Origin of the sequence: Nocardia sp. CA-120079, from assembly GCF_050955745.1 — a bacterium.
Lineage (GTDB): Bacteria > Actinomycetota > Actinomycetes > Mycobacteriales > Mycobacteriaceae > Nocardia.
Genome location: NZ_CP192088.1, coordinates 3535762 through 3558709 on the forward strand (window position 1 = coordinate 3535762; position 22948 = coordinate 3558709).

24 protein-coding genes are annotated in these 22948 nt (G+C 65.9%); 17 read left to right on the forward strand and 7 right to left on the reverse strand.

Annotated features, from left to right (window positions below; translation table 11 throughout):
- The first annotated feature begins 15 nt into the window (after positions 1-15).
- The 4 genes from ACQPYR_RS16190 to ACQPYR_RS16205 all read left to right on the forward strand — a co-directional run bounded on the left by ACQPYR_RS16190 (position 16) and on the right by ACQPYR_RS16205 (position 3199).
- Positions 16-1059, forward strand: a complete 1044-nt coding sequence (locus tag ACQPYR_RS16190; RefSeq protein WP_433635145.1) for an NUDIX hydrolase — start codon at positions 16-18, stop codon at positions 1057-1059.
- 112 nt (positions 1060-1171) lie between these two features.
- Positions 1172-1345: a hypothetical protein gene (locus ACQPYR_RS16195; protein WP_157124470.1), complete on the forward strand. Its 174-nt coding sequence runs from the start codon at positions 1172-1174 to the stop codon at positions 1343-1345.
- A gap of 218 nt (positions 1346-1563) precedes the next feature.
- A complete protein-coding gene (gene pdxS / locus ACQPYR_RS16200; protein ID WP_040692437.1) occupies positions 1564-2466 on the forward strand; it encodes a pyridoxal 5'-phosphate synthase lyase subunit PdxS in 903 nt (300 codons plus the stop codon).
- A gap of 238 nt (positions 2467-2704) precedes the next feature.
- Positions 2705-3199: a hypothetical protein gene (locus tag ACQPYR_RS16205; protein ID WP_433633044.1), complete on the forward strand. Its 495-nt coding sequence runs from the start codon at positions 2705-2707 to the stop codon at positions 3197-3199.
- Positions 3200-3506: 307 nt separating this feature from the next.
- Here the strand turns inward: ACQPYR_RS16205 and ACQPYR_RS16210 are convergent, their stop codons facing one another.
- A complete protein-coding gene (locus ACQPYR_RS16210) occupies positions 3507-4133 on the reverse strand; it encodes a hypothetical protein (protein ID WP_433633046.1) in 627 nt (208 codons plus the stop codon).
- A 110-nt stretch (positions 4134-4243) separates the two neighbouring features.
- Between ACQPYR_RS16210 and ACQPYR_RS16215 the strand changes: the two genes are divergently transcribed.
- Both ACQPYR_RS16215 and ACQPYR_RS16220 read left to right on the forward strand, forming a co-directional pair.
- On the forward strand, positions 4244-5065 hold the full coding sequence (locus tag ACQPYR_RS16215) for an acyl-CoA thioesterase (protein ID WP_433633048.1): 822 nt from the start codon (positions 4244-4246) through the stop codon (positions 5063-5065).
- Between the two features lie 25 nt (positions 5066-5090).
- Complete coding sequence (locus ACQPYR_RS16220; protein WP_433633050.1) at positions 5091-5441, forward strand: hypothetical protein; 351 nt, start codon at positions 5091-5093, stop codon at positions 5439-5441.
- A gap of 23 nt (positions 5442-5464) precedes the next feature.
- Here ACQPYR_RS16220 and ACQPYR_RS16225 read toward each other — a convergent pair whose 3' ends face one another.
- Positions 5465-7156 carry an APC family permease gene (locus ACQPYR_RS16225; protein ID WP_433635146.1) on the reverse strand — a complete coding sequence of 564 codons (1692 nt, stop codon included), beginning with the start codon at positions 7154-7156 and terminating at the stop codon, positions 5465-5467.
- Between the two features lie 209 nt (positions 7157-7365).
- Between ACQPYR_RS16225 and pdxT the strand changes: the two genes are divergently transcribed.
- Together pdxT and ACQPYR_RS16235 are read left to right on the forward strand one after the other, a co-directional pair.
- On the forward strand, positions 7366-8016 hold the full coding sequence (gene pdxT, locus ACQPYR_RS16230; RefSeq protein ID WP_433633052.1) for a pyridoxal 5'-phosphate synthase glutaminase subunit PdxT: 651 nt from the start codon (positions 7366-7368) through the stop codon (positions 8014-8016).
- Between the two features lie 113 nt (positions 8017-8129).
- Positions 8130-8885, forward strand: coding sequence for a YebC/PmpR family DNA-binding transcriptional regulator (locus tag ACQPYR_RS16235; RefSeq protein ID WP_433633054.1), 756 nt, complete (start codon positions 8130-8132; stop codon positions 8883-8885).
- Between the two features lie 85 nt (positions 8886-8970).
- Here ACQPYR_RS16235 and ACQPYR_RS16240 read toward each other — a convergent pair whose 3' ends face one another.
- Together ACQPYR_RS16240 and ACQPYR_RS16245 are read right to left on the reverse strand one after the other, a co-directional pair.
- Entirely contained in the window at positions 8971-9177 is a 207-nt protein-coding gene (locus tag ACQPYR_RS16240; RefSeq protein WP_040692396.1) for a DUF5988 family protein, read from the reverse strand.
- Between the two features lie 553 nt (positions 9178-9730).
- Positions 9731-10681, reverse strand: coding sequence for an NADP-dependent oxidoreductase (locus tag ACQPYR_RS16245; RefSeq protein ID WP_433633056.1), 951 nt, complete (start codon positions 10679-10681; stop codon positions 9731-9733).
- A 70-nt stretch (positions 10682-10751) separates the two neighbouring features.
- On the opposite strand from ACQPYR_RS16245, the gene ACQPYR_RS16250 reads away from it, so the two are divergent.
- Positions 10752-11747: a GlxA family transcriptional regulator gene (locus ACQPYR_RS16250; RefSeq protein WP_433633057.1), complete on the forward strand. Its 996-nt coding sequence runs from the start codon at positions 10752-10754 to the stop codon at positions 11745-11747.
- Between the two features lie 33 nt (positions 11748-11780).
- Here ACQPYR_RS16250 and ACQPYR_RS16255 read toward each other — a convergent pair whose 3' ends face one another.
- Positions 11781-13250 carry an alpha/beta hydrolase gene (locus tag ACQPYR_RS16255; RefSeq protein ID WP_433633059.1) on the reverse strand — a complete coding sequence of 490 codons (1470 nt, stop codon included), beginning with the start codon at positions 13248-13250 and terminating at the stop codon, positions 11781-11783.
- Positions 13251-13428: 178 nt separating this feature from the next.
- Between ACQPYR_RS16255 and ACQPYR_RS16260 the strand changes: the two genes are divergently transcribed.
- The 4 genes from ACQPYR_RS16260 to ruvB all read left to right on the forward strand — a co-directional run bounded on the left by ACQPYR_RS16260 (position 13429) and on the right by ruvB (position 16282).
- On the forward strand, positions 13429-13914 hold the full coding sequence (locus ACQPYR_RS16260) for an MmpS family transport accessory protein (RefSeq protein WP_433633061.1): 486 nt from the start codon (positions 13429-13431) through the stop codon (positions 13912-13914).
- A 104-nt stretch (positions 13915-14018) separates the two neighbouring features.
- The gene (gene ruvC, locus ACQPYR_RS16265; RefSeq protein WP_433633063.1) at positions 14019-14588 is read left to right on the forward strand and encodes a crossover junction endodeoxyribonuclease RuvC; all 570 of its coding nucleotides are present in this window, start codon (positions 14019-14021) and stop codon (positions 14586-14588) included.
- Positions 14585-15190, forward strand: coding sequence for a Holliday junction branch migration protein RuvA (gene ruvA, locus ACQPYR_RS16270; protein ID WP_433633065.1), 606 nt, complete (start codon positions 14585-14587; stop codon positions 15188-15190). Before ruvC ends, ruvA begins: the two co-directional genes overlap by 4 nt.
- Before the next feature lie 6 nt (positions 15191-15196).
- Positions 15197-16282, forward strand: coding sequence for a Holliday junction branch migration DNA helicase RuvB (gene ruvB, locus ACQPYR_RS16275; RefSeq protein ID WP_433633067.1), 1086 nt, complete (start codon positions 15197-15199; stop codon positions 16280-16282).
- A gap of 108 nt (positions 16283-16390) precedes the next feature.
- Here the strand turns inward: ruvB and ACQPYR_RS16280 are convergent, their stop codons facing one another.
- Positions 16391-16963: a DivIVA domain-containing protein gene (locus ACQPYR_RS16280; protein ID WP_433633069.1), complete on the reverse strand. Its 573-nt coding sequence runs from the start codon at positions 16961-16963 to the stop codon at positions 16391-16393.
- 150 nt (positions 16964-17113) lie between these two features.
- Positions 17114-17764 carry a TetR/AcrR family transcriptional regulator gene (locus tag ACQPYR_RS16285; protein WP_433633071.1) on the reverse strand — a complete coding sequence of 217 codons (651 nt, stop codon included), beginning with the start codon at positions 17762-17764 and terminating at the stop codon, positions 17114-17116.
- Between the two features lie 98 nt (positions 17765-17862).
- Here ACQPYR_RS16285 and ACQPYR_RS16290 point away from each other — a divergent pair, with 98 nt between their 5' ends.
- The 4 genes from ACQPYR_RS16290 (at position 17863) to secF (ending at position 22941) form a co-directional block, all read left to right on the forward strand.
- Complete coding sequence (locus ACQPYR_RS16290; protein ID WP_433633073.1) at positions 17863-19353, forward strand: flavin-containing monooxygenase; 1491 nt, start codon at positions 17863-17865, stop codon at positions 19351-19353.
- Between the two features lie 181 nt (positions 19354-19534).
- Positions 19535-19882 carry a preprotein translocase subunit YajC gene (yajC, locus tag ACQPYR_RS16295; protein ID WP_063043674.1) on the forward strand — a complete coding sequence of 116 codons (348 nt, stop codon included), beginning with the start codon at positions 19535-19537 and terminating at the stop codon, positions 19880-19882.
- 114 nt (positions 19883-19996) lie between these two features.
- Positions 19997-21748 carry a protein translocase subunit SecD gene (gene secD / locus ACQPYR_RS16300; protein WP_433633075.1) on the forward strand — a complete coding sequence of 584 codons (1752 nt, stop codon included), beginning with the start codon at positions 19997-19999 and terminating at the stop codon, positions 21746-21748.
- Complete coding sequence (gene secF / locus ACQPYR_RS16305; RefSeq protein WP_433633077.1) at positions 21745-22941, forward strand: protein translocase subunit SecF; 1197 nt, start codon at positions 21745-21747, stop codon at positions 22939-22941. The genes secD and secF overlap by 4 nt, the downstream gene beginning before the upstream one ends.
- The last annotated feature ends 7 nt before the right edge of the window (positions 22942-22948 follow it).

Genomic DNA, 22948 nt, shown 5'->3' on the forward strand with positions numbered 1-22948 from the left:
GAGGGCTGCTGGATGATTTCGTTCTCCGCCACAACGGTTCTCGTACTCGCGCTCATCGCCGCGGTGGTCGTCGCGATCGGTCTGTGGGCGGCTTCGACGGCAAACCGGCTCGACCGATTGCATGTGCGGTCGGATCAGTCCTGGCAGGCCCTCGACGGTGCGCTGGCACGACGGGCGGTGGTGGCCAGGTCGGTCGCCGTGGCCATCGCGGGCCCGACTGCCGATTCCGCGCTGGTCGAGCAGGCCAAACGGCTCACCACGCTCGCCGATCGGGCCGAGCGGGCGGGTCGCGCCGACCGTGAAACCATCGAAAATCAGCTCTCCGCAGCGCTTTCCGCAATCGATATCGCCCAGTTGCGCCCGCAGCAGGTCGCCGAACTCGCCGATGCCGAGGCCCGAGTGCTGATCGCGCGTCGCTTCCACAACGACGCGGTGCGCGACACCCTCGCCCTGCGCACCCGCCGCCCGGTCCGCATCCTGCACCTGGGCGGCACCGCGCCGCTGCCGACATATTTCGAGATCAGCGAACGCGCCACCCCGGCCGCCTCGACCGGCCTGGTCGTCGATACGGTCCGCACCTCGGCGCGCGTGGTGCTGCTCGACGAACAGGACCGCGTGCTGCTCATGCGCGGCAATGACCCCAAGACCCCCGACGTCTCCTTCTGGTTCACCATCGGCGGCGGCGTGGAACCTGGGGAGACCCTGCGCAGCGCGGCGGTGCGGGAACTCTGGGAGGAGACGGGGCACACCGCGGATCCGACTGCCCTGCGTGGCCCCATCTGGCGGCGGGTCGCGGTATTCCCGTTCGACGGTGAACTCATCCGGGCCGAGGAGCTGTTCTTCGCCCTGCGCGTCCCGGCCTTCGACCCCGAGCCGGGCAATCTCACCGCGGTCGAACGCCGCAGCATCACCGACAACAAGTGGTGCACCGGGGCGGACATCGTCACCCTGGACCACACCGGCGAGACCGTTTACCCCTACCACCTGGACCAACTGCTTCCCGAAGCTGCCAAAGCGGCGTCGGGTGACTCCGATCCCGAGGTGCGGTCTATCCGGTGATCGGTGGATCGCCTCGAGCGTGAACAGCGTGCGCGCCTGGATCTTTCGGCTGTGATGTGTTTCACGATCGTGATAGCGTCGCGACTGGATTGCTGCCGCCTGGGTAGTGCTGGTGGGGGAGCGCTACCGGGAGTTCTGGTGGTACTTCCACTGCAGTGAGATGGTCCGTTGGCGTGTGGAAGGTAAGCAGTACATGTCCTACCTGTTGTTCGATTTCCTATTGCCGTTGTTGGGTTCCGATGCCGCGGGGTATTGGGCCCAGTTGCTGGTAGTCGGCCCGCTGTAATTCCTGTCGGGTGTTCGTCGGGACGGCGCGAGACTTGCGTCGGCCCCGACGGATCCGTCTCGCGACCGGTCCAGTGGTTGCGGCCCGGACCCGGACTCGCTGGTCGGGACAAGGCCAGTGGTGGCCAACTGGCTATCAAGTGGCCTGATCGGCCCGCCTAGAATCGGTGGCGTTAGTTCCAAGCGACCCGATTGGCGCACATGACTCAGGAGTTTGCCGTGACCACGCCCGAGACCACCAACACCATCGGCACCGCCCGCGTGAAGCGCGGGATGGCCGAGATGCTCAAGGGCGGGGTGATCATGGATGTCGTCACCCCCGAGCAGGCCAAGATCGCCGAGGACGCCGGCGCGGTCGCGGTGATGGCCCTGGAGCGTGTTCCGGCCGATATCCGCGCACAGGGCGGCGTCTCCCGGATGAGCGATCCGGACATGATCGACGGCATCATCTCCGCCGTCTCGATTCCGGTGATGGCCAAGGCGCGTATCGGCCACTTCGTGGAGGCGCAGATCCTGCAGAGCCTCGGCGTCGACTACATCGATGAATCCGAGGTGCTGACCCCCGCCGACTACGCCAACCACATCGACAAGTGGAACTTCACCGTGCCGTTCGTATGCGGTGCCACCAACCTGGGCGAGGCGCTGCGCCGGATCACCGAGGGGGCGGCCATGATTCGCTCCAAGGGTGAGGCGGGCACCGGTGACGTCTCCAATGCCACCACCCACATGCGCAAGATCCGCGCCGAGATCCGCAAGCTGTCGTCGCTGCCCGAGGACGAGCTGTTCGTCGCCGCCAAGGAATTGCAGGCGCCGTACGAGCTGGTGCGCGAGGTCGCGCAGACCGGCAAGCTGCCGGTCGTGCTGTTCACCGCAGGCGGTATCGCCACCCCCGCCGACGCCGCGATGATGATGCAGCTCGGCGCCGAGGGAGTCTTCGTCGGTTCGGGCATCTTCAAATCCGGCAATCCGGCCGAGCGCGCCGCCGCCATCGTCAAGGCGACCACGTTCTACGACGACCCGGATGTGCTCGCCAAGGTTTCGCGCGGTCTGGGCGAGGCCATGGTCGGTATCAATGTCGAGGAGCTGCCGGTCGATCACCGGCTGGCCGAGCGCGGATGGTGATTCGGCACTACCGCTGAATCGAATCGACGCCCGCGGCACCAGGATTGCTTGATCCACTGCCGCGGGCGTGGCTCGTCCTGGGTGCGGGGGAGAAGCTGTCGCGGCCCTCACAGTCGTCTTATGTCTGCCACAGAGTTGGTGGCTAGCTTCGGAATTCGGTGCACGTCGGCGGCCGCGCGGGCAATTGGCGCGGCACCGTCGGGGTCACGGACCTGTCCGAACGGCAAAGGATGATCAGTTGAAGCTTCGTAAGACCGGACGTGTCGCGATCGCGGGTCTGGCCGCCGTGGCCGCCCTCAGCCTGTCGGCATGTGGCAGCGATGACTCGAAGACCGCGACCACACCGACCAAGACCTCGACCAGCGTCACGAAGTCGAATGCGAGCTTGCCGCCGACCCCGAGTGTCGCCGACCTCAACGCCCAGTTGCTCCGCGCGCTGGACCCGTCGGTGCCGAGTTCGGAGAAGCTGGACCTGGTGCAAGGCGCGCAGGCCGATCCGGAACTGCCGAACCGTCTCGCGCAGGCATATCAGCAAGCGGGCGCCAAATCCGAGGTCACCGAGGTGAGTGCCTTCGGTGACGCACTCGATGCCAAGGCGAAGTTCACCATCAACGGTCAAGAGAACATCGTCGATGTGCCTTTCGTCGCTGAGGACGGCAAGTGGAAGGTCGAAAAGAGTTGGGCCTGCACCATGTTGACCAATCTCGGTCAGCAGTCAACGGCCTGCGGCTAGTCCTTGATCCCGGCCGCGGTGGGTTCGGCCGGGGGAGTGGGTGATGCGGGGCGGCGAGCATTGGGCTCGTCGCCCCGCTGCGTCTCTCATATCGCGAATATCCGCACCTTCCTTCCTGGGGAGTCGCGTTGTGTACCGCCTTACGGATCTCGAGAAGTTGGGGTATCCAACCGAGCTGCCGGTATGCATTTTGCTACGTGGATATGCGCATCTATCTATGTATTGTCCCTTTGCGCTCGAGTGCGGAACTGTCTGTGTCCCAACAAAATTGCAGAGGATGGGCGGCCGGCGTTCGGACGGGGTACGACTACCGACGAGCGGTGTCGTCTATGCGGAGCGCCGGACGATCGGGGTGCTCCCAGCGGATGAAAAAGGTTGGGTTGCTGGGGTTGTCGCGGTCGTGACCGAGAAGGGCCGGAATGGTCCACCGGTCGTCGGGTGGCGTGCGGCGGTGCAGGGCCCGTTCGGACATGTCGAGGTGAACGGTCAGATCGAAGTGGAGACCGCGGCCCAATAGCATGGGACCCGCGACGAGCAGGACCGTGTCGGGTGCGGCGGCGCGGATAGGGGATCGCGCCGAGCGGTCGCGGTCCTCGTCCCAGAGCGCGGGGAGCCACCGGGCGTCGTGGCGTAGCGCGCGGATGACTTCACGGTCGAGTGCGGGGTAGTCGAACCAGGCGGTGCGATAGGACATTTCGTCGGTGCGGCCGAATTCCATGCGGAGTGACGCCGGGCGGATGTAGTCGTGCAGAGAGACGACCTCGGCGGCGCGGCCGGTGTCACGCAGTTCGCCCGCGACGCGGTCGGCGATCGCCACGGGCTCGGCCGCGTCGGCTCCGTCGATGGCGGTCAGCATCCGCCCGTTGAGCTCGAGGATGCGGTTGGTGATGAGTTCGACGAGGCCGTCCCGGGTGATCGGATCGAAATGCGGCACCGATCCATTCCATCAAACCGTGCCGCGGACCCCTGTTCTGGGCGGCGGACGTGGCCGTTGCTCAGAGGTCACCGAGAAGTCGCGGTGGCGCTCGGGATAATCTCGCCCTCATGGCGACAATCGAAGAGGCGCTGGAGATCGAGCGGCTCGAGCAGAACATCTTCCGTGGCGCGTCCACCAAGACACAGCTCGTGCGCACATTCGGCGGACAGGTTGCCGGCCAGGCGCTGGTATCGGCGGTACGGACGGTGGAGCCGCGGTTCCAGGTGCATTCGCTGCACGGGTACTTCCTGCGGCCGGGCAATCCGGAAGAGCGGACCGTGTATCTCGTGGAGCGCATCCGTGACGGCCGATCCTTCTGCACCCGCAGGGTCACCGGTGTGCAGGACGGCGCCGCGATATTCACCATGTCGGCGTCGTTCCACGTCGGTGACTCGGGACCGGAACATCAGGACGAGATGCCGCCGGTACAGGGTCCGGATGAGCTGCCGGACGCCAGCACCACGATGAGCCCCGAGCGACTGTGGGCCATGCGCGAATGGGAGCACTGGGATATCCGCACCGTGCCGCAGGATGTGGTGACCCGCCGCGACGGCGTCGTCTCCCCGCAGCAGGTGTGGTTCCGCTACCGGCATCCGCTGCCCGACGACCCGGTCGTGCACGTCTGCACCCTCGCCTACATGAGCGATATGACCTTGCTCGGTTCTTCGAAGGTCACCCACCTCGACGAGCCGACACAGAACGCCTCGCTCGATCACGCCATGTGGTTCCTGCGCCCGTTCCGTGCCGACGAGTGGCTGCTCTACGACCAGTCCTCCCCGTCTGCGAGTTTCGGTCGGGCACTGACCGGCGGCAAGATTTTCAACCGCGAGGGCGAGTTGGTGGCGGCAGTTGTGCAAGAGGGCTTGATTCGCACGCTACGCGGGGAGTGAGCGTCCAAAACGCACACTTTTCCCAGTGCTGGGAAATGCCGAACGGTCTGTATTTGTTCGGGCGGCTCGTAGACTGCCGCGCAAAGAAGTCGCCGACCAGGAACGACGGTTTCAATGCGTCAAGAATGGAGGCAGGAATGTGGCTGTCGGGAGCTTTTCCTACCAGAACGGGTCGGGCTATTCAGACCGGATCGATAATCCGGACGAGTACCGGACCTACAACATAGCCATCGGCCGGGGAGCGGCGGACAACCAGACGAGTGCGACGGTCTGGCTGTACGCCCGGACGGACGGTCAAGGGGATTCCATCTACCTCGACCCGGGCGCCAACACCTATCTGAGTACTAGCTACCAGAGCTGCAAATTCACCAGCTGACCGGCCGGATGGGCTCCTCGGGCTCAGACCACCTGGACGCGCAGATGGCACACCACCGTGTCGGTCATCCGACGTAGTTCGCGTTCGAGTTCGTCACTGCGGTGACTTGGCAGTACCCGGTCCCAGCCGGTCGGCGGATCGATCTCGGCGATGACGACGACCTTGCGCCGTCCGGAGAAGTTCTCGCGGACATAGCGTGCGACGGGCCACCCGACCGTGGCGTCGCTGTCCTCCAGCAGAACCAGCCTGACCTCGGGATGCCATGCCTCCCAGGCCTTGGTGAACGCCTTGACCGATTCACCCGGCAGGCAGACATGCACCGCGACAACGTCTTTGCCGATCGACATGGCGGCCGAGAGCGCCTCGCGGCTGAGCTCGGAGACCTCGGAGATCGGCACCACGATCGCCGTACCGGTGGCTTGTGGCTGGTCCGGAATCGCGCCATTGCCGCGGCGGCCGCCGATTCTGGTGTAGGCGCCGCGGACTCGTTCCATACCGAGTACCAGGGCGGGCAGTACCAGCACGATCAACCACGCACCGTCGGTGAATTTCATTGCTGTGGTGACGATGGCGGCGACGCCGGTGAGCAGTGCACCGAAGCCGTTGAGCGTGAGCCGCCAGCGCCAGGCCGCGGTCTTGGTCTGCCACCAGTGCCGGACCATGCCGGCCTGCGCGATGGTGAATCCGACGAAGACACCGATCGCGAACAACGGAACGAGTGCGTTCATATTGCCGCGCGCCGCGATCAACAGCACCCCCGCCGCTACGCCGAGGGTGAGCACGCCGTAGCGGTACACCTGACGCGGCGAGGTGACCGCAAATCGGTGCGGTAGGCAGTTGTCGTCGGCCAGGATCCGGGTGAGCGTCGGCAGCCCGCCATAGGAGGTGTTGGCGGCCAGTGCAAGCAGTACGACCGTTGCGAATTGCACTATGTAGTAACCGATTCCGTGCCCGAGGGCCGCCTCGGTGAGCTGAGAAAGCACCGTCGTACCCTCGGTCGGCCGCACCGAGAACTTCTCGATGAGCACGGCGAGCCCGATCAACATGACACCGAGCAATGCCCCGAGTGCCACCTCCGCCCGTTGCGCGCGTTTGACCTTCGGCGCGTCGAAGCTGGGCACCGCATTCGCGATCGCCTCGACACCGGTCAGCGCCGCACAGCCGCTGGAAAATGCCTTGAGCAGCAATAACACTCCGACAGTGTGAATAGCGCCGACGGCCGTCGACCCGGTGGCGACGTCGGCCGGTTCGGAGCGCATCAGGCCGCCGGCGATGACGGTGAAGATGCCCGCGACGTAGACGATCGTGGGAATCATGAAGGCGCGCGCACTTTCTCGGATGCCGAGCAGATTGAGCGCGGTCACCCCGACCAGGATCGCGAGGCAGATCCATACCGTATACCCGTGCAGCGCCGGGAATGCCGAGGTCAGGGCAGCGACACCGGCCGCGATCGAGACCGCGACATTGAGGATGTAGTCGACGATCAACGAGGCCGCGGCTACCAGGCTGGTGCGGTGACCGAGATGGCGTTTCGCCACCGCGTACGCGCCACCGCCGTCGGGAAAGGCCGCGATCACCTGCCGGTAGGAGGCGACCAGTACGGCGAGCAAGGCGGCGATCGCAAGGGTCACCGGCAGTGTCATGCCGAGTCCGGCGCCACCGGCGGTGGCCAACACCAGCACGATCGCTTCCGGGCCGTAGGCGACCGATGCCATGGCATCGAGGGATAGTCCCGCCAAGCCGGTCGAAACGGTCAAACCCCGCCGCGCCGAACCGGCCGCACGGGGCGCGGGCGCCTTGCGCGGCAACACCGTAATCACATCTGTGAGTGTCGACCGCTTTCGAGCGAATGAACCCGGTCTTGACGCAACGTTGACGGCCACCGTGAGCAGGGCCACAGCGCGGCGCCTCGTAAGCTCATGGCGTGAACGCATCGGTCGCCTCGCCCGCAACGGGCGCGCAGAGCAGTCCCGACCGGCCCACCATCGGTGTGCTGGCCCTGCAGGGTGACGTGCGCGAACATGTCGCGGCACTCGCGGAATGCGGTGCGCAACCGGTGCTGGTGCGCCGCGCGTCCGAGCTCGCCGCGGTGGATGCGCTGGTGCTGCCCGGCGGTGAATCGACCACCATCAGCAAGCTGCTGGAGGTCTTCGAACTCCTCGATCCGGTGCGCGCGCGGCTGCGGGAAGGTATGCCCGCCTTCGGATCCTGCGCCGGAATGATCCTGCTCGCGTCCGAGGTGCTCGACACTCGCCCCGACGCCAAGCATCTGTCCGGTATCGATATGACGGTGCGGCGCAATGCTTTCGGCCGTCAGGTCGATTCGTTCGAGACCGATCTGGACTTCGCGGGCCTGACCGACGGTCCGGTGCGCGCGGTGTTCATCCGGGCGCCGTGGGTGGAGCGGGTCGGCGCGGGGGTCGAGGTGCTGGCGACGGTTCCCAGTGGCCCGGCCGCCGGGCGCATTGTCGCGGTGCGGCAGGGCAAGGTGGTCGCGACGTCGTTCCATCCCGAGGTCACCGGCGATTTGCGGGTGCATCGGATGTTCGTCGATCTGGTTCGGGCAGCCGACTAGTCGCCCACAGGAACCGGCCGTAACCGGACGAGTAGGCTGAGAGAGTTGTCTACCCGGCCGGTGCGGGTACCGTGCGCACGATCAGACGTGCTGTCGACTGGAGGAAGCAGGGAATGAGCGGCCACTCCAAATGGGCCACCACCAAGCACAAGAAGGCGGGGATCGACGCGAAGCGCGGCAAGCTCTTCGCCAAGTTGATCAAGAACATCGAGGTGGCGGCCCGCACTGGTGGCAGTGACCCGGCGGGCAATCCGACGTTGTACGACGCCATCCAGAAGGCGAAGAAGTCGTCGGTTCCGAACGACAACATCGAGCGTGCCCGCAAGCGCGGCGGCGGTGAAGAGGCCGGCGGCGCCGACTGGCAGACCATCATGTACGAGGGCTACGGCCCCAATGGCGTCGCGGTGCTGATCGAATGCCTCACCGACAACCGCAACCGCGCCGCGGGCGAGGTGCGCGTTGCGATGACCCGCAACGGCGGCAATATGGCCGATCCGGGTTCGGTTTCCTACCTGTTCCACCGCAAGGGCATCGTGACCTTGGAGAAGAACGGGCTGTCCGAGGACGATGTACTGCTCGCAGTGCTCGACGCGGGCGCTGAGGACGTCAACGACCTCGGTGATTCCTTCGAGGTCATCAGCGAACCGTCGGATCTGATCCCGGTGCGCAAGGCGCTGCAGGACGCCGGAATCGATTACGATTCCGCCGAATCCGGCTTCCAGCCGTCGGTATCGGTCGCCGTCGACGTCGACGGCGCGCGCAAGGTGTTCAAGCTGGTCGACGCGCTCGAGGACAGCGACGACGTACAGAACGTTTACACCAACGTGGACATCTCCGACGAGGTCGGCTCCCAGTTGGAACAGGACTGACACGGCTCGTCATCGACCAGCGCCTCGGGGCGGTTCGCAAATGTGCGGACCGCCCCGAGTGCGTTTCGCACCAGGCGTGAACCGGTTATTCCGCGATTCGTGTCCGATCGGACCATTCGTAGACGCGCAGCCGCCCCTCGGGCGTATCGGCCTCCCGATTGGTGACCTTGAAGTGCTCGTATCCGCCGCGGTATTCGACTTTGAGCTCGACGCCGGGCGGCGTGATCGGAACGATGCGAGCGGGCAAGTCTTTCGGCCCACCTTCTAGGACAGCCTTCACAACATTGCTCATCCTTCGGATGGTAGGTCTCGGATGTGACGCATGCCACAGACGCGGCCGAAGGGCGCGGGTTGCCCTGGGGGAATTTCGATGCCGCACCCGAGGGCGTCCGAGACGACCGATTGAGATTGCTGCAAGTTGTCTGATCGCATTTCGTCGGTTCGGATCAACTGATCGCTGCTGTCGATATCTGCGGTGTAACGATTGCGGCTCGATTGCTGATATGCGAATCGAGTGCCGCGGCGGACCGTCGCGACCGCAGGCTTTTGCGCACCGAGAACTTGTCCCGCCCCGGAAAGAGACCAGCCATCATGAGTCGATCCCTTGCCGACGAGCGTTCCGGCGATTCAACCGACCTGGATATCACCCTCGCCCCGCTCGCGGTCGCGACCGGACTCATCCTGCTCATCGCCGCATTCGCGACGGTGAATCGGATGCCCGGTTGGGCTGCCGACTACGGTGCGAGCCTGGTGTACTTCGCGATCTTCCTATATGTGGCGATCGCCGGACGCCTGACTTGGTGGGGCGCCGGCACGCTGATCGGCCACGGGCGAGAAGCGCTGACTCACGGCACCGTTAGCACCAATTTGCCTACAGTGCGGCCGGTTTCGCCGAGTGCGTGCGCCTTCGCCGCCTCTGCGAATGGGAATACCCCGGCGACGGCCGGGCGCAACGCCCCGGATTCGGCGAGTTGCGCGAGCGCGATCATTCCGGCGTGATCGTCCTCCACCAGCATGCGCACGGCCCGGACTCCCAATTGCTTCGCCTCGGTGGCCAATTCGGTCGCGCCGAAGGCTCGCAGCGAGACCAGCAGGCCGCCGGGGCGGAGCGTGCGCAAGGAGCGCAGACTGTTCTCGTCATCGATCGAATCCAGCGCAACGTCGGCATCGCGGACCGCCTCGGCGAAGTCGGTTGTGCGGTAATCGATCGTCTCGTCCGCGCCGATTTCGCGCAGGAATTCGTGGTTGGCCGCGCTGGCGGTGCCGATGACGTGCGCGCCGCGCGCCTTGGCGATCTGAACGGCGAAGTGTCCGACGCCACCCGCCGCCGCATGGATCAGGACGCGTTGTCCGGCTTGTAGTTTCGCGGTGTCGACGAGGGCCTGCCAGGCGGTGAGCGCGGCCAGCGGGATGGCTGCGGCCTGAATGTGGTCCAGGTTCACCGGTTTCGGGGCGAAGGCGCGGGCGGGGCCCACGACATATTCGGCGAATGCGCCGTGTCCGTGGGGATAGGGGAGCATGCCGAAGACGGCGTCGCCCGGCTCGAACAGGGTGACCCCGATGCCCGTGGCCACCACTTCGCCCGATACATCCCAACCCAGCACGAACGGCGGTTCGCCGAGGAAGAGTCCGGAGGCGCCGCGATGCCGCCAATCGGTCGGGTTGAGACCGGCTGCCCGCACCCGGACCAGGATTTCGCCGGGGCCGGGTGTCGGGATGGGCAGTTCGACTTCGGACAGGACCTCGGGACCGCCGATCAGGTCTTGGCTGATCGCGCGCATGGTGGTGTCGTTCATGTCGTTCAGCCTGCCGTCGGCGACTCCGTGGGAAAATGGCACGATTGCCAATATTCGATATGATCGTGCCATGGTCGACACCACGGACGGGCGCTCGGCGCGACACCGAGTGGTCGTGCTCGCCTTGGACGGGGTATATCCGTTCGAACTCGGCACTCCGAACCGCGTTTTCGGCACCGCCGCGGATCTGTACGAGGTGAGCACCTGCTCGATCGATGGGGCAGCGGTCCCGAGCCGAGCCGATTTCGCCATTGCCGTCCAGCACGACAGCCGGGCGCTGGCGACCGCCGACACCGTGGTGATACCGGCCTGCGATATCGATATGACACTCGGTGGCACGCTGCCGCCCCCGGTGGCCGCGGCATTCGCGCGCATCCGACCGGGCACCCGCATCGTGTCGATCTGTACCGGCGCATTCGTGACCGCAGCCGCCGGGCTGCTCGACGGTCGTCCGGCGACGACGCACTGGAATGTGGCCGAACTGTTCCGGCGCACCTTTCCTCGAGTGCTACTGAATACCGATGTCCTCTACGTCGACGACGATGACGTGCTCACCTCGGCGGGTGCGGCGGCGGGCATAGATCTCTGTCTGCACCTGGTGCGCCGTGACCACGGCAGTGCCGTCGCGAATACGGTGGCGCGCCGCTGCGTCGTGCCGCCGTGGCGTGATGGCGGCCAGGCGCAATACATCGAAGAGCCGGTGCCGCCGTCGACCTCGGCGGGCACCGCCGCCGCCAGGCACTGGGCCCTCGAGAATCTCCGATTGCCGTTGACCATGGACGATCTCGCCGTCCAGGCCCGAATGAGCAAGCGCACCTTCGCCCGTCGCTTCCGCGACGAGGTCGGCACGAGCCCGGGCCGCTGGCTCATCCAGCAGCGCGTCTTCCGCGCCCGCCAGCTCCTCGAATCGACCGATATGACCGTGGACCGCATCGCGGGCGAGGTCGGCTTCGCCACGGGCAGCTCACTACGCCAACACCTGCACGATTCCATCGGCGTATCACCGCTGGCCTATCGCCGAACTTTCCGCGCCGAGTCGGTCGTCCCGGCCGAAGTCCTGGGCTGAGCGCGGCTCGATTCATCTACCGGGCAATCGGTTTCAGGTCGCGTCGGGTACCGGGAGACCAACGCGGGCGACGATCCAGGGAAACGACGAGGTGAACGCGGCCGAGGCGAATTGCCAGGTATGGCCGCCCTGGGTGGTGTGAATGGTGCAGTCGATGCCGACCTCGTGGCCTGCGTCGCACAGCTTTTCGGCGGCGCCGACCTCACCGGTGTCGAAGACTCCGTCATGACCCCCCATGCCCACGTTGTCGTCGTCGGCGGCTGCGGATTGTTGGCGTGCACCATGGGATCCCGGACCGGATTTGGGCGGGGTGAGATCGTCGAACAGACCCGCCATACCCGTATAGGGACCGTGCTCGGCCATAGCGGTGAGCGGATCGAACGCGGCCCAGCGGTCGGCGTCGCCACCGAAAAGCCGTTGGATCGTTTGTTCCTTATTGCCCGAGGCCGGGCCGAGATCGCCCGCGATATCGATGAAGGTGTGCACCAATTCCGGGTGCATGACCGCCAGATCGACCGCACAGGTGCCGCCCATGGACCAGCCGACAACCGCCCAGTTCGCCGGATCCGCCGAGGCGCCGAAGCGAGATTCCAGATAGCTGGGCACATCCCGGGTCAGATGGTCGGCGGCATCGCCGCGCGGACCGTTCACGCATTCGGTGTCATTGTTGAAACTGCCGCTGGAATCGACGAAGACGAGGATCGGGGCGCGGCCGCCGTTGGCGGCGGTGAACTTGTCCACCTCGGGCATGATCTGACCGCTGCGGATCCAATCGGCGGGCGTATTGAATTCGCCGCCGATCATCATGACGACCGGCAGTGTCGGCGGCGTCGGACCGGCGAACCAGGCCGGTGGCAAGTACACGTATTCGGTTCGATGCGGAAAACCGCTGCCCGCGTCCGGAATCTGCACCGGCACGATCTTGCCGGTGCTGACATCGGTATTGCGCAGTCCGGGCAGCGCATCGATATCGGTCTGATTCGGCAGCGGACCCGCGGTGAGCGCACTCCACGCGGACTGCACGGTGGGGTAGTAGCCCACCCACTGATTGAGCACGATGCCGGTGCTCAACAGTGCCAGCGGTATGGCGAGCACCGAGACGCCACGCCGCCACCACCTGGCACTGCGCCAACCGAGCGCGGCGACCGCGATCGCCGCGACCGCGACGCCGACACAGGCCCACAACTCGACCGGTGCCGGGTCCGAGGCCAGCCCCTGATCGTTCACATACGCCCACGCGGCCACCGCGCCCGCCGCACCGAGCACCACGCAGACCGGCAGCAGCACCAGCCGCCAGCGCCGGGTCCGCCAGCCGACCGCCAGGATCAACGCGGCCACCGCGACCAGTTCGACGGTCACCGGCAACCAGCCGTGCAGCAGCGATATGCCGTGATGAAAGCCGTTCTGATAGTTCGGATTCAGATTCGCCGAAGGCAGCCGCGGTGGTGGCGGCGGTGTCACGGGGGTCGCGGGTGCGGCGAGCAGGGCACGGACTACGGGCACCTACGGCATTGTCGAGACCGTTCCTCGAGAAAGCCTGTGAATTGGCTCCGATGAACCTGGGCGACCCTGAAACGCCGGTCGATCGCATGTCGATAACCGCACAGGTGAATCCGGGCTCCGAACCTCTTGTCCGGTAAAGTCCAGTAGCTGGTCGTGCAGGATTCAGGAGGGGGTGCACATGACTTATCAACCACCGCCGCAGTACCCGGGTTATCCGGGGCAGGGGTATCCGGGCTACCCGGGATATCCGCCGCAGCCGCCCAAGGGCAAGCCGGTATGGCCGTGGGTACTCGGCGGCGTCTTCCTGGCGATCGTGCTCACCGTCGGCGGCTGCGTCGCGGTATTCGGATCCATCGCCTATCGGCTCGACAAGGAATCGAAGAAGGAAACCTCGATCACCTACGAGGTCTCGGGCTCGGGCACCGCTGATATCTCCTACAACACTGGCGATTTCGATACCACCAATGCCAATGATGCACCGCTGCCGTGGACCAAGGCCGTGACCGTGACCGGATATGTCCGCACGGGCCGGGTGTCGGCGACCGTCAGCGGATCCAGCGGCGGCACGGTGACCTGCCGCATCCTGCAGGACGGCAAGGTGGTCGTCGAGGATTCGGACTCCGGCACCTACGCCTATGTGAGCTGCTACCACTCCTTCAACTAGTCCAACTAGCCGAATCCCGGACGGGCGCCGTGTCGTTGGTGAAGGCCGCCCGCGCCGTCCACTAGACTCTCGAACAGTTGTTCGTGCCTTCGAGAGGGGATCGTGTGCGGGTGATGGGCGTCGACCCGGGACTCACCCGGTGCGGCCTCAGCATCGTCGAGGGCGGGCTGGGGCGGAAGGTGACGGCGCTCGATGTCGACGTGGTGCGCACCCCCGCGGATATGGACCTGGCACACCGGCTGATGGGCGTCGCCGACGTCGCCGAACACTGGATGGATACGCACAAACCCGACGCGGTCGCGATCGAGCGGGTTTTCGCCCAGCACAATGTGCGTACCGCGATGGGCACTGCCCAGGCGGGCGGCGTGATCGCATTGGCCGCCGCGCGCCGAGGGATACCCGTGGCCTTCCACACCCCGAGTGAGGTGAAGGCCGCCGTCACCGGCAACGGCACAGCGGACAAGGCGCAGGTGACCGCGATGGTGACGCGTATTCTCGGCCTCCGGGTCGCGCCGAAACCGGCGGATGCGGCCGATGCGCTGGCCCTGGCGATCTGTCATTGTTGGCGGGCGCCGCTGATGGCGCGGATGGCCGAGGCCGAGGCGCGCGCCGCCGAGGCACAACGGCGGTATACACGGCGGCTTGCCGAACAACGGAAGGTGGTGCGCGGGTGATCGCGTCGGTACGCGGTGAGGTGCTCGAGATAGCGCTCGATCATGTGGTGATCGAGGCGGCGGGCGTGGGCTACCGGCTCAATGTCACCCCGGCGACGCTGTCCACCCTGACCCGCGGCGAGGAATCCCGGCTTTTCACGGCGATGATCGTGCGCGAGGATTCGATGACGCTGTTCGGATTCGCCGATACCGAATCCCGTGACCTGTTCGGCCTTTTGCAGACCGTCTCCGGAGTCGGACCCCGGCTGGCCATGGCGGTGCTCGCGGTGCTCGAGCCCGAGTCGCTGCGCAAGGCGCTGGCGGAGAGCAATGTCGCGGCGCTGACCCGGGTGCCCGGCATCGGCAAGCGCGGGGCCGAGCGCATGGTTGTCGAGTTGCGCGACAAGGTGAATCTTGTTCCGGTGCAGGCGGGTCCGCCCGGCAGCACGCCGACGCCGGTGCTCACACCGGTGCGCGAGCAGGTTGTCGAGGCGCTGGTCGGACTCGGATTCCCGGTCAAACAGGCCGAACCCGCGGTAGATGCGGTACTCGCCGAAGATTCCACCGCCGATACGTCGAAGGCGCTGCGGGCGGCGCTCGGCTCGCTGGGGAAGAATCGGTAAGACGTCATGGATCACGATCCCGAACCGGATGCCGAATCCCAGGTCAGCGCAAGCCATCTCGAGTCCGATGGTGATATCGAGGCCAGTTTGCGCCCGAAGTCCCTGGACGATTTCATCGGCCAGCCGCGCGTCCGTGAACAGCTCGCGCTGGTGCTGCGCGGCGCAAAACAGCGCGGCGGCACCCCGGACCATGTGCTGCTGTCCGGTCCGCCCGGGCTCGGCAAAACCAGTATGGCGATGATCATCGCCGCCGAACTCGGTACGGCACTGCGCATTACCTCCGGTCCGGCGCTGGAACGCGCGGGCGATCTCGCCGCGATGCTGAGCAATCTGGTCGAGGGCGATGTGCTGTTCATCGATGAGATCCACCGGATCGCCCGGCCCGCCGAGGAGATGCTCTACCTCGCCATGGAGGATTTCCGCGTCGACGTGGTCGTCGGGAAAGGTCCTGGGGCAACGTCGATTCCGCTGGATATAGCACCGTTCACCCTGGTCGGCGCGACCACCCGCTCCGGCGCGCTCACCGGTCCGCTGCGCGACCGTTTCGGCTTCACCGGCCATATGGACTTCTACGATCCCGAAGAACTTCTGCGCATTCTGCAGCGCTCGGCCCATATTCTCGGGGTCACCATCGACCGCGATGCCGCCGCCGAGATCGCGGGCCGCTCCCGCGGCACCCCCCGCATCGCAAACCGTCTGCTGCGCCGCGTCCGCGACTATGCCGAGGTTCGCGCCGACGGCGTGATCACCCGTCCCATCGCGCAGGCCGCCCTCGAGGTTTACGACGTGGATGTCCTCGGCTTGGACCGCCTCGACCGCGCCGTTCTCGGCGCGCTGGTCCGCAGCTTCGGCGGTGGGCCCGTCGGTGTTTCGACCCTCGCGGTCGCCGTGGGGGAGGAGGCCGCGACCGTCGAAGAGGTCTGCGAGCCGTTCCTCGTCCGTGCGGGCATGGTGGCCCGCACCCCGCGCGGCCGCGTCGCCACCGCCGCCGCCTGGGAACATCTCGGCCTCGTGCCGCCGCCCGATCTCGTCTTCGGCTCCATCGAAGTCCGCGGTCGCGAACCCCACCCCACCCTCGACCTCTTCGACTGACCCGCGGGCGCTCGCTCGAGATCAAGTGGAACTGGCGCCGGTGGCTACTCGCTTGGCGGTTCCGCCATGGATTCCACCTGAGCTCGAGCCGCGTCGTGCGCTGTGGAGCTAGCGGTGGTTGTTTTCGAGGGCGGTGACGACTAGATCGAGGAAGGCGTCGACCTCGTCGCGGGCGTAGCCGCGGGTACCCAGGCGGGCCTCGGTGAAGCGGACGGCGCGGACGTCGGTGACAGTCAGGCTGCCGGGGCCGCCGTGGGCGAGGGTGGCGGCGACGAGGTCCATGAAGGCGTCTACTTCTTCGGTGCCGTAGCCACGGCGGCCGACCGCGGCCTGGGTGAACTGCATGCGGTGCACATCGTCAGGGGTGAGCAATGCGGCGGAGCCGGAACCATTGCCTCCGGCGGGGACCGGACGGGAACCGCGCTGCCGGAATTCCAGTTCGATGCGGACCCGGTCCAGGAATTCGTCGACCTGATCGGCCTGGTAGCCGCGGCCACCGAAGCGGGGGGCGTCGAAGGCGACGTGCCGGATATCGTCAGCGGTCAGCACACCCTGACCGGCCAATGTCGCCGAGACCAGTTCCAGGAACGCGTCGACCTCATCGGCGTGGTAGCCGCGGTGCCCCAAAGGTGGCATGGCGAAGTGGATTCGGCTCACGTCGTCGGGGGTCACCCGCGACATTGTTCCAGGGTCGCTGCCCTGCTCGCGTCGAATGCGGTTTTTTCGAACTAGGCGGTCTCTGCCGAACACGTGTTGCCCCCGTTTGGCGGGTCGATCCGGGTCCACCCTAGCCGGAATCGGCTCACCTAGCCGCTGGAGATTTGCCGGTTTTCAGTCCTTGCGCACGCCGTCGATCAGCAGCCGCCGGATCGCCTCGTTCAACTCCTGCACCGCGGCCTCGTCCGGATTGCGCAGCCCGTGCACGATGCCTGCGAGCAGCATGCCGGTCACCGCCTTCGCGGTGTACTTGGTGTCGAGATCCGCACGCAGATAACCGAGTTCGACACCGTGCGACAGGTAGCCCGCGGTGAGCGCGTCGGCCATATCGAGCAGACCGTAGAGCCGGGCGGTGAGCTCGTCATCGATGCCGGTGGCATGGAACAGCAGCAGTTGGGCGACGCGGCGGTCGTCCACGAGGATCCGGGTGAGCGCGGCGCCGATGCGGTCGATCTGGACGCGATATTCGTCAAGGGAGGTGGCGGCGTCGGGTGCGTTGTCGGTGCCGAGCGCCTCGATGATCCGGGCGGCCAGATCGTCGATGACCACGTCGATGATCTCGCGCTTATTGCTGAAGTACCGGTAGAAGGTGCCGTGGCCGATGCCCAATTCATTGGCGATATCGGCGATGCCGGTGGCGTGATAGCCCTTCTCGGCGAAGCAGACGAAGGCGGTGTCGATGATCTCCTGCCGCAGTTCGGCCTTGCGTCGCTGGATCGCATTTCCGGCCGCTGGGCGGGGCGCACGCGTGGATGGCTTCGTCACCTGTCCGATGATACGGTGTTCACAAACGGAATGATGTGTCATTCCGTGAGGAATGGTTCCTACATTCCCGATGGAATGTTTAAAGCAGGAGGTTCGACGTGGCGCCTCAATACGACGCGGTCGTGATCGGTGCGGGATTCGGCGGCATGGGAGCGGGTATCGAGCTCGACCGGCTGGGTCTGAGCAATTTCGTCATTCTGGAGCGGGAGGACGACCTCGGCGGCACCTGGCATGTCAATCACTACCCGGGTCTCGCGGTCGATATCGCCTCGGTGACCTACTCGTATTCCTTTGAGCCCAACCCGTATTGGACGCGCCTGTTCGCGCCGGGCGGGGAGCTCAAGAAGTACGCCGCCCACGTCGCCGACAAGTACGGCCTGCGCCCCAGGATGCGTTTCGGCACCGTGGTGGACGGCGCCCGCTGGGACGAGGAGCACCAGCACTGGGTCGTGTCCGTCGCGGGCGGTGAAACCGTCACCGGCCGTTACCTTCTCACCGCCACCGGCTTCCTGTCCCAGCCCTACACGCCGCCGTTTCCCGGCATCGATTCCTTCGCGGGCAAGATCATCCACACCACCGCGTGGGAGGACGATTTCGACCTCTCGGGTCGCAAGGCCGCCATTATCGGCACCGGTGCCACCGCCGTGCAGCTGATTCCCGAGGCCGCGAAGAAGACCGAGGAACTCACCGTCTTCCAGCGCACCCCGATCTGGGTCGTGCCGAAGATCGACACCGCGATTCCCGCGCCGGTGCAGAAGCTGTTCGCGCGCGTGCCCGCCACTCAGAAGGCCGCGCGCCTGGTCAACACCAGCATGCTCGAGGCGCTCATGGTGGTCGGCGTCCTGCACTTCAAGCAGGCCAAGCCGCTGAATATGGCCGCGGGCGTACTCGCCAAAGCGCATTTGCGTGCCCAGGTGCGCGACAAGGAGATTCGCAAGCAGCTCACCCCGCACTACGACTTCGGCTGCAAGCGCCCCACCTTCTCCAACCAGTACTTCAAGACGTTCAACCAGCCCAATGTGCGGTTGGAGACCAATTCGATCGATCACATCGAGGCCGATGGCATCGTCACCGCCGACGGACACAAGACCGAGATCGATACCCTGATCCTGGCCACCGGCTTCAACCTGTGGGATGTGAATTTTCCGGCCATCGAGATCATCGGCCGCGACGGCGTCGACCTCGGAAAGTTCTGGCGCGACAACCGTTTCCAGGCCTACGAGGGCATCACCGTGCCGAAGTTCCCGAACTTCCTCAGCCTCAACAGCCCGTACTCCTACAGCGGTCTGTCCTACTTCACCACCATCGAGGCCCAGATGAAGCACATGGGCCGGTTGCTCGGTGAGATGTTCCGGCGCGGCGAGACCACCTTCGAGGTGACCGAGCAGGCCAACACCCGGTTCCTGGACCGCGTCACCGAGAAGTTGGGTTCCTCGGTGTTCTACGGTGGTGACTGCGCGACCGCGCGCAGCTACTACTTCAACCAGCACGGTGAGGCCGCGCTACTGCGTCCGACCAGCACCGTCAATGCCCACCGCGAGGCGGTCAGCTTCCCGCTCGACGACTACATCTACGGCAAGACCGCCTAGAACGCCCCGTTTGGCAGCCCCACGACCTTCGTTCGGTCGCGGGGCTCGTGCTGTCCCGGGGCGGCTCGAGCCCCGGATTCCGGGACTCGAGGGTGTGCCGGTGTGGTGGTGAGGACATGAGCTGGCAGACTGTTGGGGTAATAGCCCATTCCCACCCACAGACTAGGGACTGACTTCGACGATGGAACTTCTGTTTCCGCTCCTACTGGTAGCCCTGCTCGTGCCCATGTTCCTCGGTGTGCGCCGCCAGAAGCGCGAGGCCGAGAAGGTCACGTCCATGCAGGAAAGCCTGAAGGTCGGCGATCAGGTCACCACCACGTCGGGTCTGTACGGAACCGTGGTCGATCTCGACGACACCACGGTCGATCTCGAGATCGCCGAGGACGTTGTCACCACGTGGTTGCGTCAGGCCATCCGCGATGTGCGCACCGAGGACGAGACCACGGATGAGACCGTGACCGATGAGACCGAGGCCGGTCCCGTCGAGGAGTCCGCGGAGCAGACCGAGACCCGGCTGACCAAGGACTGATCGGTTTGCTGATGTGCCCGCGTGCTGCAGATCGCCGCGGGCCATCCGTCCGGGTGCCCGGCCGTGCGCGCCCGCCTGTTCCACCCTCGACTTCCGCCTAGGAGATGACGAACTGTGCCACCTTCCCAGGGATCGGCGCATCCGCTCCGGTTGCTCGGCGTCTACGCCGTGTTGCTGGCCGTGATCTATGCGCTGGTGTTCTTCACCGGTGACCATTCCCCGACCCCCAAGCTCGGCATCGACCTGCAGGGCGGTACTCGCGTCACATTGACCGCGCGCACGCCCGACGGCAGCAAGCCCAACCAGGACAGTCTGCGCCGGGCGCAGACGATCATCGAGAACCGCGTCAACGGTCTCGGTGTTTCGGGCTCCGAGGTCGTCATCGACGGCGACAACCTGGTGATCACGGTTCCGGGTGACGATGGTGGCCAGGCCAAGGCGCTGGCGACGACCGCCAAGCTCTACATCCGTCCGGTGCTGTCGGCGGTGCCCGCGGTCGGCGGCAAGGCCACGCCGCAGACGGGTACGGCGGGTACGGCTGGGACGCCGGGGGCGGCAACGCCGGGCACTGTGCCGGATACCACCCAGCTCAACCCCGATGGCACCGTACCGACCCAGCCCGCGCCCACCACCGAGGCGGCGCCGACCACAGAGTCCGCGCCCGCGGCGGAGTCGACCCCGCAGCCACGCGTCTTTCCCGCGCAGGCCCCGACCTCGCCGCCGGCCCCGCCCGGCGGCCTGACGCCGCAGGAGCAGGCGAAGAAGGAAATCGCGGACGCCAAGGCGACCAGGCAGAGCACCGATCCCACGGTGCAGCAGGCCGCGATGGCCGCGATGGATTGCACCAAGTCCGACCCGCTGGCCGGTAACGACGATCCGAATCTGCCGCTGGTCGCCTGCTCCACCGACGGCAAGGAAATCTTGCTGCTGGACAAGAGCCGCATCGACGGCCAGGAGATCAAGGACGCCACCTCCGGACTCAACCAGCAGCAGGCGCGCCACGAGGTGAACCTCGAATTCAAATCCGGTGGTAGCGATGCGTGGGCCTCGCTGACCGGTGAATACATCAACAAGCGTGTCGCATTCGTACTCGACTCGAAGGTGGTCAGCGCGCCGGTCGTGCAGTCGGGTCCGCAGCAGGGCGGTCGTACCACCATCTCCGGCAGCTTCACCGCGGCCAGCGCCAAGGAGCTCGCGAACACCCTGAAGTACGGTTCGCTGCCGCTGTCGTTCCAGACCTCCGAGGCCGAGACGGTTTCGGCGACGCTCGGTCTGTCCTCGCTGCGCGCGGGTCTGCTCGCGGGTGCGATCGGTCTCGCGGTGGTGCTGCTGTACTGCCTGCTCTACTACCGGATGCTCGGCTTCCTCGCCGGATTCTCGCTGATCGCCTCGGGTGTTGCTGTATACGGCATCATCGTGCTGCTCGGCCGGTGGATCGGATTCACGCTGGACCTGGCCGGTATCGCCGGTTTGATCATCGGTATCGGTCTGACCGCCGACTCCTTCGTGGTGTTCTTCGAACGGATCAAGGATGAAATGCGCGAGGGTCGCAGCTTCCGTTCGGCGGTGCCGCGCGGTTGGCAGCGGGCCCAGCGCACCAACCTGTCCGGTAAGACCGTCAGCCTCATCGCCTCGGTGGTGCTCTACATCCTGGCCGCGGGTCAGGTGAAGGGCTTCGCGTTCACCCTCGGTATCACCACCGTCCTCGACGTGATCGTGCTGTACCTGGTGACCGCGCCGCTGATGATGCTTGCCTCGCGCTCGTCGTTCTGGGCGAGGCCGTCGGTCAACGGGCTCGGTGCGATTCAGGAAGTGGCCAGGGAGCGTAGGGCCGGCGAGGCGCTGGTTAAGGAGACGGCACGATGACGAACTCGACCCTGGAGCCGTTCGCCGACGAGGTGAACGATATCGAGGCGCCCAAGCACAGCATCTTCGAGCGTCTCTACACCGGTACCGGCGGATTCAAGATCGTCAGTCGGCGGCGTTTCTACTACGCGCTGACCGCCGCCTTCGTGCTGATCTCGTTGCTGAGCATCGGAATTCGCGGATTCACCCTCGGCATCGATTTCGCCGGTGGTTCGCGCATCCAGTTGCCCGCGGCGGGCACGGCCACCACGCAGAAGGTCGAGGACATCTACTCCCAGACCATCGGCCATGCCCCGGTGACGGTGCAGAAGGTGGGATCCGGCGCGGCGGAGACCATCCAGGTCCGCTCGGACACGTTGAGCGCCACCCAGACCGACACGCTGCAGACCGCACTGTTCAACGCCTTCCAGCCGAAGGACAAGGACGGCAACGTTTCGCGCAATGCGATCAGCATCGCCGAGATCAGCGAGACCTGGGGTAGCCAGATCACCAAGAAGGCCTTGATCGCGCTGGTCGTGTTCATCGCGCTCACCATGGTCTATATCGCGATCCGCTTCGAACGGGATATGTCGATCGCGGCGATCGCCTCGCTGTTCTTCAACATGATCGTCACAGCGGGCATCTACTCGCTGGTCGGCTTCGAGGTGACACCCGCCGCGGTGATCGGTCTGTTGACCATCCTCGGCTACGTGCTCTACGACAATGTCGTTGTCTTCGACAAGGTCGAGGAGAACACCCGCGGTGTGGTCAATACGACCCGGCGCACCTATGCCGAACAGGCGAACCTCGCGGCGAACCAGACCTTGATGCGGTCGATCAACACCACGGTCATCGGCATCCTGCCGATTGTCGGCATGCTGGTGATCGCGGTGTGGCTGCTCGGTGTCGGCACGCTGAAGGATCTGGCGCTGGTGCAGCTGGTCGGCATGATCGTCGGCGCGTATTCGTCGATCTTCTTCGCGGTGCCGCTGCTGGTGTCGATCAAGGAGCGGTGGGGTCCGGTCGCGGCGCACACCAAGAAGGTGCTCAACAAGCGGGCCGGACTTGCATCGGCGCGTGCCGGAGCCGAGGCGGAGCGGCGCGCTGTCGCGGCGACCGGCCGGGAGCTGGGTGCGCGTCCCGTGCGGGAACCCGGACAGGCTCCGCGTCCGGGCGCACGGCCGAGCGGAAAGCGGAACAAGCGCAGGCACTGACAGCCGA

Excerpts from the sequence above, each read along its gene's own strand:
- ACQPYR_RS16215 (WP_433633048.1), top strand. The coding sequence starts at position 4,244 with ATGGCGACAATCGAAGAGGCGCTGGAGATCGAGCGGCTCGAGCAGAAC.
- ACQPYR_RS16225 (WP_433635146.1), bottom strand. The coding sequence starts at position 7,156 with ATGGCATCGGTCGCCTACGGCCCGGAAGCGATCGTGCTGGTGTTGGCC.
- ACQPYR_RS16235 (WP_433633054.1), top strand. The coding sequence starts at position 8,130 with ATGAGCGGCCACTCCAAATGGGCCACCACCAAGCACAAGAAGGCGGGG.
- ACQPYR_RS16240 (WP_040692396.1), bottom strand. The coding sequence starts at position 9,177 with ATGAGCAATGTTGTGAAGGCTGTCCTAGAAGGTGGGCCGAAAGACTTG.
- ACQPYR_RS16245 (WP_433633056.1), bottom strand. The coding sequence starts at position 10,681 with ATGAACGACACCACCATGCGCGCGATCAGCCAAGACCTGATCGGCGGT.
- ACQPYR_RS16250 (WP_433633057.1), top strand. The coding sequence starts at position 10,752 with ATGGTCGACACCACGGACGGGCGCTCGGCGCGACACCGAGTGGTCGTG.
- ACQPYR_RS16260 (WP_433633061.1), top strand. The coding sequence starts at position 13,429 with ATGACTTATCAACCACCGCCGCAGTACCCGGGTTATCCGGGGCAGGGG.
- ruvB (WP_433633067.1), top strand. The coding sequence starts at position 15,197 with ATGGATCACGATCCCGAACCGGATGCCGAATCCCAGGTCAGCGCAAGC.
- ACQPYR_RS16280 (WP_433633069.1), bottom strand. The coding sequence starts at position 16,963 with ATGTCGCGGGTGACCCCCGACGACGTGAGCCGAATCCACTTCGCCATG.
- yajC (WP_063043674.1), top strand. The coding sequence starts at position 19,535 with ATGGAACTTCTGTTTCCGCTCCTACTGGTAGCCCTGCTCGTGCCCATG.
- secF (WP_433633077.1), top strand. The coding sequence starts at position 21,745 with ATGACGAACTCGACCCTGGAGCCGTTCGCCGACGAGGTGAACGATATC.